This is a genomic window from Streptomyces sp. NPDC005899, assembly GCF_040629645.1.
Lineage (GTDB): Bacteria > Actinomycetota > Actinomycetes > Streptomycetales > Streptomycetaceae > Streptomyces.
In genome coordinates, this window is the sequence record NZ_JBEXWB010000195.1 from 1 (window position 1) to 11,794 (window position 11,794).

The window sequence follows — 11,794 nt, forward strand, 5'->3', positions numbered from 1 at the left end:
GGGGCCCGCGCGGTGCTGGCGCTGAGCTTCCCGCTGCACCCGCCGGGCAGGCCGGAGAGGTCGCGCGCCGCCGAACTGCTGGGCGCCGGGGTGCCCACCCTCGTGGTGCAGGGCGGACGTGACCCGTTCGGACGGCCCGAGGAGTTCCCCGCCGGCCCGCACCGGATCGTCGAGGTGCCGTACGGGGACCACGGGTTCGCCGTCCCGAAGAAGGCGCCCCTGACCGAGCGCGCGGCGATGGACCTCCTCACCTCGTCGGTGGCCGGCTGGCTCGCGGACCTCGGCTAGCCGCGTCCGCCCGCCCGGCGGGCCGCGCGATACCCGGGAATGCGGCGTACGGGACCGCTGTTGTTCGGGACGACCGAACGACAACGCTGTACGTGGAGAGGGAGTCCGTCGCATGGGTTCGACCATCTGCCCGCGCCGCTCGAACGCCGCTGACCTCGAGTGGACGGTCCTGCACGCGGACAGGAGCACACGGGAGCGCGCCCTGGGCGGACCGGATCGACAGCCCGCGCGCAAGCAAGGTCGACTATTCTCCGATGCGAGCGGGTCCGGTTTCGGCTCCGCGACATCGTTGGAGGAGGTGGGTCCGGTCACTGGGACCGACACAGGGACCGACGACGGCCGAGCGCGGGAGACGACCGCCGAGCGCAACGCGCGTTTCGAGCGCGACGCCCTGGGATTTCTCGACCAGATGTACTCGGCGGCGCTGCGCATGACGCGCAACCCGGCCGATGCCGAGGACCTGGTGCAGGAGACCTACGCCAAGGCGTACGGATCCTTCCACCAGTTCCGTGAGGGCACGAACCTCAAGGCGTGGATGTACCGCATCCTCACGAACACGTTCATCAACTCGTACCGCAAGAAGCAGCGCGAACCCCAGCGGAGCGCCGCCGAGGAGATCGAGGACTGGCAGCTCGCGCGCGCCGAGTCGCACATGTCGACCGGGCTGCGGTCGGCGGAGTCGCAGGCACTCGACCACCTGCCGGACTCCGATGTGAAGTCCGCGCTGCAGTCGATCCCGGAGGAGTTCCGCATCGCCGTGTATCTCGCCGACGTCGAGGGCTTTGCGTACAAGGAGATCGCGGACATCATGGGGACACCCATCGGTACGGTGATGTCCCGGCTGCACCGGGGCCGCCGCCAGCTGCGCGGCATGCTGGAGGACTACGCGCGCGAGCGCGGGCTCGTCCCGGCCGGAGCCGGTGAGTCGGACGACACGAAAGGCTCGGCCTCATGAGCTGCGGAGAGCCGCACGAGACGGATTGCTCAGAGGTTCTCGACCATCTCTACGAGTTCCTCGACCGCGAGATGCCCGAGGGCGAATGCAGCAAGTTCGAGGTGCATTTCGAGGAATGCTCCCCGTGCCTGGAGAAGTACGGCCTCGAACAGGCCGTGAAGAAGCTGGTGAAGCGCTGCTGCGGGCACGACGACGTGCCGACCGACCTGCGGTCCAAGGTGATGGGCCGGATCGATCTGATCCGTTCGGGGCAAGCCGTGCCGGAGCAGGACGTGGCCGTGGGCGGCGCCGACCGCCCGGCCCCCGCCGAGTGACCACGGCACCCCTCCGCGTCGCCGAGTGACCACGGCACCCCTCCGGGTCGACCGCCGGCATTCCGGCCGTGTCACCCGAATGTGCTAATCCCCCGCGTAGGGGCCCTCTGCCGTCCCCCACTCGCTAGCCTGGCGCCTCCATCGACCAGGCGGGGAGCGGGCGGTACGGGTGAGAAGCACACCGTGGGCGGCGCGCGTGTACATCCTGTGCGCCGCGGCCGGTGCGGCGTTCTGCGCGCTGCCCGCCCTACCGCCCGGCGCGGCCACTCCGTGGGGCACCGTCGTGCTCCTCGCGGCCCTCTGCCTGGTCAGTGAGCTCGCGGCCCGCACCTCCGCGCCGGACGGCGCCGCACCGGCGGGCGCGGGGGCGTTCTTCCCGCTCCTCCTCGCCGCCGCCTTTCTCCTGCCGCCCGCCGCGGCCGTCCTCGTGCCCGTCCCGGGCGCGCTCGCCGCAGCGGTCGACCGGCCGCCCGTGGCGGCCCGCCGGGTCTGGCGGGCCGCGCAGCTCGCGCTCGTCACGGGGGCGGCCTCCTGGGTCCACGCCGCACTCGGCGGTCCGGCCGCGCTCGGCGGCACGGGCGAGGGCCCGGACGGGGCCTCGGTCCCCGATCTGCCGTTCGCCCTCCTCCCGGCATGCGCGACCGCGCTCGTCCTGGCCCTGCTGCCGGCCGCCCTCGACGGAGGGATCCTGGTCACGGCGGAGCGGGTGGCCCCCCGCCACGCGTGGAGGGGGCTGCCGGTGCGCTCCATCGGGCCGCACGTGGTGCACGCGCTCGCGGGGCTGATGATGGCGGTGCTGTGGCGCAGCTCGTACGGTCCGCTGTCCGCCCTGGTCGTCCTGCTGCCCATGTACATCTCCAGCTGGATGTTCGCCCAGTACCACCGGCAGCACACCGCACACCGCGCCACCATCAGGGCGCTGGTCCAGGCCGTCGACATCAAGGACGGTTACACCCGCGGGCACAGCGAGCGCGTCGGCCGGGCGTCGGAGCTGATCGCCCGTGAACTCGGTATGGAGGCGGAACGCACGGAGGCGCTGCGCTTCGCGGGCATCCTGCACGACGTCGGCAAGCTCGGTGTCCCGACCCGCATCCTCCGCAAGGACGGGCCGCTCACGCCGGACGAGCGCCGGGCCATCGAACTGCACCCGGAGTACGGGCACGAGATCGTCCGCGGCATCGGTTTCCTCGACGAGGCGCGGGCCGCGATCCTGCACCACCACGAACGCCTCGACGGCAGCGGCTACCCCTACGGCCTCGCGGGTGAGGAGATCCCCGAGTTCGCCAGGGTCGTCGCCGTCGCCGACGCCTTCGACGCGATGACCTCGACCCGTTCCTACCGGCGCGCGCGGCCCGTGCCCACGGCCGTGCGGGAGCTGGAGCGCTGCGCGGGCAGCCAGTTCGACCCGCGGATGGTGCGGGCCCTGGTCCGAGCCCTGGACCGCCACGGCTGGTCCGCCGCCGCCAACACGGTCACCTCGGACGAGGAACCGGCGGGGCTCCCCCGGCAGACAGCGGGCACCGAACCGTCCGCCACCGGGGCGTCGCCGGACCGGCCCGGGCGGGCCCGGTGACACGGGCCCGCCCGCCCGCGGCCGCTTTTGTGGTGCGCGGGGCCGCCCTGGCCCTGGCCGTCGTCGCGCTGGCGCACACCCTGTGGAACGGCGTCGACGAGCCGGGCCACGCCCTCGCCTTCGGGGCGCTCGTCACGGTGGGGGAACTCGCCCGGTGGGGCTCACCGCCCGAGGACCGCGAGCCGGCGCCCCTCGGAGCGGCCGGTGCGCTCGCGTACGCCCTGCTCGGCCGGAGCGGCGGTGAGTCCACCACGCACGGCGTGCTCCAGGTGGTCACCGTCGTCGTCGCCGCCCAGCTGCTCGCGTCCGTGCCCCACCTGGCGCGGGGCAGCGGCCCCGGTGCGGACAGGCCGGCACGGCGGGTCCTGGCCGTCGCCTTCGCCGCGGCCTGCTTCCAGCCGCCGTACAACTCCGGGCTGTCGGCGCGCTGGTTCGGCGAGGGCCCCTACTTCGCCCTCTTCCTGCTCGTGCTCCTCGTCCTCACCGCGCTGTGCGACGCGGTTCTCGGGGCACTGACGGCGCCGGCCCCCCGCCGCCCCTTCGGGCCGCTGCTCCGCGACGAGCTCCGGGCGCTCTGCGGCATCGGGTCGGCGGTCTGCGCGACGGGCGCCGTGATGGCACTCGGGGTCGCGGTCGCGGGGCTGTGGGCGCTGCCCGTCCTGTGCGTGCCGCTGCTGCTCACCCAGGTGTCCTTCCGCCGGTACGCGGAAGTCCGGACCACCTACCGGCAGACCATCGCCTCGCTGGCCCGGTCCACCGAGATCGCCGGTCACACCCCCCACGGGCACGCCCGCAGGGTCGCGGGCCTCGCCGTCGCGGTGGGGAAGGAGCTGGGGCTGTCGGGTCCCGGCCTGACCGTCCTGGAGTACGCGGCGCTGATGCACGACATCGGCCAGCTCTCCCTCGTCGACCCGGTGCCCCGTGGAGCCACCGCGGTCCTCCCGGTCGCCGAGCAGCGCAGGATCGCCCTGCTCGGCGGTGCCGTGGTCCGGCGGACCGGGGTGGCCGCCGAGGTGGCCGTGGTCGTGGAGCAGCAGGCCGACCCGTACCGGGAGCAGCCGCCCGCCGCCAGAATCATCCGGGTGGTCAACGCGTACGACGACCTGTGCGGGGAAGGTGCCGGAAGAGCCCTGCACGCGCTCGAGCAGCTCCGGCTCGGCACCGGCCGCGACTACCACCCGCAGGTGGTGGAGGCACTGGCCGGAGTCCTCGCGCGCGGCGGTCCGACCCCGCTCAGGGCCGGGTAACCCATGGGTAATGAGCGGGCGTCCGGCCCGGCATGGTTGGATGCGAAGAGAGCGGAAAACAGAGGGTGTCCAGTCGGGACAGGCGGGAATCGTGAGGATCTTCGGGAAGGTACGGCATCGGCCGTCGGCCTCATGGCGGCAGGCCACCGACCGCGCGTTCACGCTGATCGGCGACGGCCGGTACGAGGACGCGGGGGCGCTGCTGACGCGCGCGGCGGATCTGGAACCCTGGCTCTCCGAGTCCTGGTTCAACCTGGCGCTCCTGCACAAGTTCCGGCACGACTGGGAGCAGGCCAGGGCCGCGGGGCTGCGGGCCGTCGCCCTGCTCGACCGTGAGTCCGGAGCGCCGGACTGGTGGAACGTCGGGATCGCGGCCACCGCCCTTCAGGACTGGCCGCTGGCCCGGCGGGCCTGGCAGGCGTACGGGCTGAAGGTGCCGGGCAGCGGTCAGTACAACGCCGCCTCCAACAGCGAGCCGACGGGGATGGAGCTGGGCAGCGCCGCCGTGCGGCTGTCGCCGGAGGGCGAGGCCGAGGTGGTCTGGGGGCGCCGGCTCGATCCGGCACGCCTGGAGGTGCTCTCGATCCCGCTGCCCTCGTCCGGGCGCCGCTGGGGCGAGGTCGTCCTGCACGACGGCGTCCCGAACGGCGAGCGGGTCACCGCCGCGGGGCCGTCCTACCCGGTCTTCGACGAGATCGAGCTCTGGGCGCCCTCTCCCGTGCCCACGTGGGTGGTGCTGCTGGAGGCCGCCACCGAGACCGACCGGGACGCGCTCGAGCGGCTGGCGTCGGACGCGGGCTTCGCCGCGGAGGACTGGTCCTCGTCCGTGCGGCTGCTGTGCCGTGCCTGCTCGGAGAGCCGGATGGAAAGTGACGAGGGCGACGGCGAGCACCTGGACCCGCACGACCACAGCGAGCCGGGCCACCCCGGCCCTCTGGGCCACCGCACCGCCGGTGACCTGTGGGTTCCGGAGCGCGAATGCGGGATAGCGGCCCCCGCCGCGCTGGTGCGAGGGCTGCTGGACGGCTGGGTCGCCGACAGCCCGGACAGCCGTGAGTGGCGGGATCTGGAAGAAGTCTGCTGAGCGGTGCCCGTAGGCTGTACGGGCACCGATTGCGGTGCGGTCCTCACGGGTTTCAGGTTTGCAGGAAGGCGTACGGCGGACATGTCGCAGCAGGAGACGGACGAGCAGGTCGGCGTGGACGACGAGGGTTTCCTCGTGGACACCGAGGACTGCGAGGCGCGTGAGGCGGCGCACCGCGAGCGCGGCACCTCCCGCCCGATCACGGTGGTCGGCAACCCGGTCCTGCACAAGGAGTGCAAGGACGTCACGGAGTTCGGCGACGAGCTCGCGCAGCTGATCGACGACATGTTCGCGAGCCAGCGGACCGCCGAGGGCGTGGGCCTGGCCGCCAACCAGATCGGCGTGGACCTGAAGGTCTTCGTGTACGACTGCATGGACGACGACGGGGTGCGCCACGTGGGCGCCATCTGCAATCCTGTGCTCGAGGAGCTGGCGCCCGAGCTGCGCAACCTCGACGACTCCAACGAGGGCTGCCTCTCCGTCCCGACGGCCTACGCGGCGCTGGCCCGCCCCGACGTCGCGGTGGTGCGCGGACAGGACGCCCGGGGCAACGCGGTGAAGGTCCGGGGCAACGGCTACTTCGCGCGCTGCCTCCAGCACGAGACGGACCACCTGTACGGCTACCTGTACATCGACCGGCTCTCGAAGCGGGACCGCAAGGACGCGCTGCGGCAGATGGAGGAAGGCACGCCGCGCTACCCGGTCGTCCCGAACGACTGAGGTCTGCCGGCTGCGCACTGCCACCCGCGGTGGGCCGTGGGCCACGGGCGGGCGGCGCCGGCGCCCCCTCTCGTGCACGGGCCCCGGCACGCCGCCGGGGCCGCCACCGCGTCGGCCCGCCGCCGCACCCTGAGCGCCGACCGGCGTTTCCCCGCGCGTGGTTGACGCGCGTCGACCGGTCCGACAGGCTCACTCCCACACCTCACCTCGGTAGGGAGACCCCCATGCTCAGACGTTCCGCACACCTACTGCTCGGTCTTGTCATGACCATGGCTTTCGCTGTCGGTGGAGCCCTGGTCACCGCGGGCACCGCCCAGGCCGACGGCTGCTACACCTGGACCCGCACCCTGTCGTCCGGAGCCACGGGCAAAGATGTCACCCAGCTCCAGATCCGGGTCGCCGGCTACCCGGGGTACAACTCGGTACTGGCGGTCGACGGATCGTACGGGCCGGCCACCACGGCCGCGGTGAAGCGCTTCCAGGCGGCCTACGGCCTCGCCGCCGACGGCGTCGCGGGCCCGGCCACCCAGGCCAAGCTCTACGCGCTCCAGGACGACGACTGCACGCCGGCCCACTTCACCTATCCCGAACTCAACACGTGCAACAGCACCTGGGCGAGCGGCAAGGTCGCCGCCGGCACCGCCAAGGCGAACGCGCTGAGTTCCATGTGGAAACTGGAGGCACTGCGGCACGCCCTCGGTGACCAGCCGCTCCGCGTCACCAGCGGCTTCCGGTCGGTCTCCTGCAACTCCGCCGTCGGCGGGGCGGCCGACAGCCGCCACATGTACGGCGACGCCGTCGATCTCGGCGCCGGTCCCCACTCCCTGTGCACCATCGCCAAGCAGGCCCGCAACCACGGCTTCAACGGCATCCTGGGCCCGGGCTACCCCGGCCACAGCGACCACATCCACGTGAACCAGGGCCCCAGCCACTACTGGTCGGCCTCCGGCTGCGGCATCTGACGTGAACCGGGTGCGCCCCGCCCGCGGACCCGGACGGGGTCACCGGGCGGCCGGGGCGCCCTGCCCACCGCTCACGCCACCTCGGGCATCCCCGCCGGGCCGCGGAACGTGCGGCGGTAGCGGTTCGGGGTCGTGCCGAGCGACCGCACGAACTGGTGGCGCAGGGCCGCCGCCGTCCCGAAGCCGGTGCGCCCGGCGATCACGTCCACGGTGTCGTCCGACGTCTCCAGCAGGTGCTGCGCCAGCAGCACCCGCTGGCGCAGCAGCCAGCGGTAGGGGGTGGTGCCCGTCTCCTGCTGGAAGCGGCGGGCGAAGGTGCGCGGCGACATGTGGGCCTGCGCCGCCAGCTGCTCCACGGTCATCTCGCGGTCGAGATGGCGCTCCATCCAGGCGAGCGTCCCCCCGACCGTGTCGCACCGGTTCCGGGGCAGCGGGCGGGCGATGTACTGCGCCTGGCCGCCGTCCCGGTGCGGAGGGACCACCATCCGCCGGGCGACCGCGTTGGCGACGGCCGGGCCGTACTCCCCGCGCACCAGGTGCAGGGCGGCGTCGATCCCCGCCGCCGTGCCCGCCGAGGTGATGACCTGCCCCTCGTCCACGTAGAGCACGTCCGGCACCACCTCCGCCGCCGGGAAGCGCCGGGCCAGGGTGTCCGCGTGCCGCCAGTGGGTGGTGCAGCGCCGGCCGTCGAGCAGTCCGGCCGCGCCGAGGACGTAGGCCCCGGAGCAGACGCTCATCACCCGGGCGCCACGCGCCACGGCCCGGCGCAGCGGTTCCAGGACCTCCTCGGAGTATTCGCGGTCCGCGAAGTGGCTCCCCGCCGGCACGGCGATGAGGTCGGCCTCCTCCAGGCGTTCGGGACCGTGGGAGGTGGTGATGGTGAAACCCGCGTGCGTCCGCAGCTGCGGGCCCTCCGCGGAGACCACCGCGAAGTCGTGGACGGGGAGCCCTTCCTCGGACCGGTCGAGTCCGAACACCTCGCAGAGCACGCCTAGTTCGAAGGGATGGACCTCGTCGAGCAGCAGGACGGCGACGTTCTTCAGCATGACCGCAGTGTGGCAGTAATTCGATGCTGTATGACAGTCCTGCCACTGCCCGAATGTGGCCGGAGCCGCGAGAGTAGAGCCATGAACACATTCCTGAGCTTCCTGTCCATAGCCGCACTTTTCGCCCTCGTCCTGCTGCCCGCGCTCGTCGGGGCCGCACGGGAGCGCCGGATCGACCGCCAGTTGCGTGAGGCGGAACGGGCGCGCGCGGTGGAGCCGCCGGGAACGGCGGCCGCCGCGCGGCCCGTCACGGCCACGCGGCGCCCGTACGCCGGGTCCTGGGCGAGGACCTAGAAGTCGTCGTCGAAGCCGACCGACCCCTCCACGGCGACCTGGTAGGCGGACGGCCTGCGCTCGAAGAAGTTCGTCAGCTCCTGGACGCCCTGCAGCTCCATGAACGCGAAGGGGTTCTCGGAGCCGTAGAGCGGGGGGAAGCCGAGTCGGGTGAGCCGCTGGTCGGCGACGCACTCGAGGTACTGGCGCATCGACTCGGTGTTCATCCCGGGCAGCCCCTCGCCGCACAGGTCACGGCCGAACTGCAGCTCCGCCTCGACGGCCTCCCGCAGCATGTCGGTCACCTGCTGCCCAAGGGCGTCGTCGAAGAGCTCGGGCTCCTCCTTGCGCACGGTGTCGACCACCTCGAAGGCGAAGTTCATGTGCATCGTCTCGTCACGGAACACCCAGTTGGTGCCCGTGGCGAGACCGTGCAGCAGGCCGCGCGAACGGAACCAGTAGACGTAGGCGAAGGCGCCGTAGAAGAACAGCCCCTCGATGCACGCCGCGAAACAGATGAGGTTGAGCAGGAAGCGGCGCCGGTCGGCCCGGGTGTCGAGCCGGTCGATCTTCTCGACGGAGTCCATCCACCGGAAGCAGAACCGCGCCTTCTCGCGGATCGACGGGATCTCCTCCACCGCGTCGAAGGCCGCGGCGCGGTCGTCCGGGTCGGGCAGATAGGTGTCGAGCAGGGTCAGGTAGAACTGGACGTGCACGGCCTCCTCGAACAGCTGGCGCGACAGGTACAGGCGCGCCTCCGGGGAGTTGATGTGCTTGTAGAGCGTCAGCACGAGGTTGTTCGAGACGATGGAGTCGCCCGTCGCGAAGAAGGCGACGAGCCGTCCGATCATGTGCTGCTCGCCCGGCGAGAGCCTGGCGAGATCGGCGACGTCGGAGTGGAGGTCGACCTCCTCCACGTGCCAGGTGTTCTTGATCGCGTCCCGGTAGCGCTCGTAGAAGTCCGGGTAGCGCATGGGGCGCAGGGTGAGTTCGAAGCCCGGGTCGAGCAGGTTCTTGTTCGCGGTGGACGGTTCGGTGGAGCTCATCACTGACAGGCCTCGCAGGACTCGGGGTTTTCGAGGGAGCAGGCGATCGCGTCCGCGTCGGGGGCGGACGCCTGCTGCGCGGGGACCGGGGCCGCGGCGGTGGCCGCCCCGGACGCCGCCCGGGCGATCCGGGTGGCCGGGCGCGACCTCAGGTAGTACGTCGTCTTCAGCCCTCGCTTCCACGCGTACGCGTACATCGAGGAGAGCTTGCCGATCGTCGGCGTCTCCAGGAACAGGTTCAGCGACTGGCTCTGGTCCAGGAACGGCGTGCGGGCCGCCGCCATGTCGATGAGGCCGCGCTGCGGGATCTCCCACGCCGTGCGGTACAGGGCGCGCACGTCCTCGGGGATCCAGCCGAAGCCCTGGACGGAGCCGCTCGCCTCGCGCAGCGCCTCACGGGTCCGGGCGTCCCACACGCCTAGCTTCTTCAGCTCGGCCACGAGGTAGCCGTTGACCTGGAGGAACTCGCCGCTGAGCGTCTCACGCTTGAAGAGGTTGGAGACCTGCGGCTCGATGCACTCGTACACACCGGCGATCGAGGCGATCGTCGCGGTCGGGGCGATCGCCAGCAGCAGCGAGTTGCGCATCCCGGTCCTCGCGACGCGGGCCCGCAGGGCGTCCCAGCGCTCCGGCCAGTTCAGCTCGGTGCCGTAGTGGTCCGGGTGCAGCACACCGCGGGCGGCGCGGGTCTGCGACCAGGCGGGGAGGGGGCCCGACCGCTCGGCGAGGTCGCAGGACGCCTCGTAGGCGGCGAGCATGATCCGTTCGGAGATCCGGGTGGACAGCGCGCGGGCCTCGGGGGAGTCGAACGGCAGCCGCAGCTGGAAGAAGACGTCCTGCAGACCCATCGCGCCCAGGCCCACCGGGCGCCAGCGGGCGTTGGACCGGCCGGCCTGCTCGGTGGGGTAGAAGTTGATGTCCACGACCCGGTCGAGGAACGTCACGGCGGTGCGGACGGTGGCGTCCAGCCGCTCCCAGTCCATCGTCCCCCCGTCGACGAACGCGCCGAGGTTGACCGAGCCCAGGTTGCAGACGGCCGTCTCGCCGTCGTCGGTGACCTCCAGGATCTCGGTGCACAGGTTGGAGGAGTGCACCACCCGGCCCGGCTCCGCCGTCTGGTTCGCGGTGCGGTTGGCGGCGTCCTTGAACGTCATCCAGCCCTGGCCCGTCTGCGCGAGCGTCCGCATCATCCGGCCGTAGAGCTCCCGCGCCGGCAGCGTCCTGCGGGCCAGGCCCGCGGCCTCGGCCGCGCGGTAGGCGGCGTCGAACTCCTCGCCCCACAGGTCCACCAGCTCCGGCACGTCGGCCGGGGAGAACAGCGACCACTCGGTGTCCGCGTCCACACGCCGCATGAACTCGTCCGGGATCCAGTGCGCCAGGTTGAGGTTGTGCGTACGCCGCTGGTCCTCGCCCGTGTTGTCGCGCAGCTCCAGGAACTCCTCGATGTCCGCGTGCCAGGTCTCCAGGTAGACGGCGGCGGCGCCCTTGCGGCGACCGCCCTGGTTCACGGCCGCGACCGAGGCGTCCAGCGTCTTGAGGAACGGCACGATGCCGTTGGAGTGCCCGTTGGTGCCGCGGATGAGGGAGCCGCGGGCACGGATGCGGGAGTAGGAGAGGCCGATGCCGCCCGCGTGCTTGGACAGCCGGGCCACCTGGTGGTAGCGGTCGTAGATCGAGTCCAGCTCGTCCTTCGGCGAGTCGAGCAGGTAGCAGGAGGACATCTGCGGGTGCCGGGTGCCGGAGTTGAAGAGCGTGGGGGAGGAGGGCAGGTAGTCCAGCCGGCTCATCAGCCCGTACAGCGCGGCCACTTCGTCCAGGGCCCGCACCGACTCGTCCTCGGCGAGACCGGAGGCGACGCGCAGCATGAAGTGCTGAGGGGTCTCGATGACCTGCCGGGTGAGCGGGTGGCGCAGCAGGTAGCGGCTGTACAGCGTCCGCAGCCCGAAGTAGCCGAAACGGTCGTCGGCACCGTCCGCGAGCGACCGGTCGGCCAGGGCGTCGAGCCGGGCCGCGTGCAGCGCCACGAACGCGGCGGTGCGGTCCGCGATCAGCCCCTCGCGGTGTCCCACGGCGACGGAGGCGGAGAAGGAGTCCGCGCCCTGCCCCGCGGCCTCCTCCTGGATGGAGCGGGTGAGGAGGCGGGCGGCGAGCCGGGAGTACGCCGGGTCCTCGGAGATCAGCCCCGCCGCCGCCTCGGTCGCCAGCGCGCACAGCTCGGCCTCGTCCGCCGCCGCGCTGCGGCCGCGCAGCGCCGCGGCGGCGACCCGGCCGGCGGCGGTGTCCGGG

General features: G+C 72.5%; 12 protein-coding genes. 9 read left to right on the forward strand and 3 right to left on the reverse strand.

Features of this window, described 5'->3' with window-relative positions; all coding sequences use genetic code 11:
• From ABZ371_RS20815 to ABZ371_RS20850, 8 genes are all read left to right on the forward strand, one after another.
• Positions 1-288: alpha/beta family hydrolase (locus ABZ371_RS20815; protein WP_358681704.1), on the forward strand; the 288-nt coding region annotated here is incomplete at its 5' end.
• A gap of 298 nt (positions 289-586) precedes the next feature.
• Positions 587-1,243, forward strand: coding sequence for a sigma-70 family RNA polymerase sigma factor (locus ABZ371_RS20820; RefSeq protein ID WP_358681707.1), 657 nt, complete (start codon positions 587-589; stop codon positions 1,241-1,243).
• Positions 1,240-1,557: a mycothiol system anti-sigma-R factor gene (gene rsrA, locus ABZ371_RS20825; RefSeq protein ID WP_358681709.1), complete on the forward strand. Its 318-nt coding sequence runs from the start codon at positions 1,240-1,242 to the stop codon at positions 1,555-1,557. Before ABZ371_RS20820 ends, rsrA begins: the two co-directional genes overlap by 4 nt.
• A 169-nt stretch (positions 1,558-1,726) precedes the next feature.
• Entirely contained in the window at positions 1,727-3,130 is a 1,404-nt protein-coding gene (locus ABZ371_RS20830) for an HD-GYP domain-containing protein (RefSeq protein WP_358681711.1), read from the forward strand.
• Between the two features lie 32 nt (positions 3,131-3,162).
• Positions 3,163-4,377 (forward strand): metal-dependent phosphohydrolase, encoded by a 1,215-nt coding sequence (locus ABZ371_RS20835; protein ID WP_358681713.1) that lies wholly within the window; start codon positions 3,163-3,165, stop codon positions 4,375-4,377.
• 91 nt (positions 4,378-4,468) lie between these two features.
• Positions 4,469-5,461, forward strand: coding sequence for a hypothetical protein (locus tag ABZ371_RS20840; protein ID WP_358681716.1), 993 nt, complete (start codon positions 4,469-4,471; stop codon positions 5,459-5,461).
• An 81-nt stretch (positions 5,462-5,542) separates the two neighbouring features.
• A complete protein-coding gene (def, locus tag ABZ371_RS20845; RefSeq protein ID WP_358681719.1) occupies positions 5,543-6,181 on the forward strand; it encodes a peptide deformylase in 639 nt (212 codons plus the stop codon).
• A 224-nt stretch (positions 6,182-6,405) separates the two neighbouring features.
• On the forward strand, positions 6,406-7,143 hold the full coding sequence (locus ABZ371_RS20850) for a D-Ala-D-Ala carboxypeptidase family metallohydrolase (RefSeq protein ID WP_358681722.1): 738 nt from the start codon (positions 6,406-6,408) through the stop codon (positions 7,141-7,143).
• Positions 7,144-7,214: 71 nt separating this feature from the next.
• Here ABZ371_RS20850 and ABZ371_RS20855 read toward each other — a convergent pair whose 3' ends face one another.
• Entirely contained in the window at positions 7,215-8,189 is a 975-nt protein-coding gene (locus ABZ371_RS20855; RefSeq protein WP_358681725.1) for a helix-turn-helix domain-containing protein, read from the reverse strand.
• An 81-nt stretch (positions 8,190-8,270) separates the two neighbouring features.
• On the opposite strand from ABZ371_RS20855, the gene ABZ371_RS20860 reads away from it, so the two are divergent.
• On the forward strand, positions 8,271-8,483 hold the full coding sequence (locus ABZ371_RS20860) for a hypothetical protein (protein WP_358681728.1): 213 nt from the start codon (positions 8,271-8,273) through the stop codon (positions 8,481-8,483).
• Here the strand turns inward: ABZ371_RS20860 and ABZ371_RS20865 are convergent.
• Both ABZ371_RS20865 and ABZ371_RS20870 read right to left on the reverse strand, forming a co-directional pair.
• Positions 8,480-9,508 carry a ribonucleotide-diphosphate reductase subunit beta gene (locus tag ABZ371_RS20865; protein ID WP_358681731.1) on the reverse strand — a complete coding sequence of 343 codons (1,029 nt, stop codon included), beginning with the start codon at positions 9,506-9,508 and terminating at the stop codon, positions 8,480-8,482. The two genes, ABZ371_RS20860 and ABZ371_RS20865, sit on opposite strands and share 4 nt — an antisense overlap.
• On the reverse strand, positions 9,508-11,794 hold a 2,287-nt coding region (locus ABZ371_RS20870; protein WP_358681734.1), incomplete at its 5' end, for a ribonucleoside-diphosphate reductase subunit alpha. The genes ABZ371_RS20870 and ABZ371_RS20865, both read right to left, overlap by 1 nt.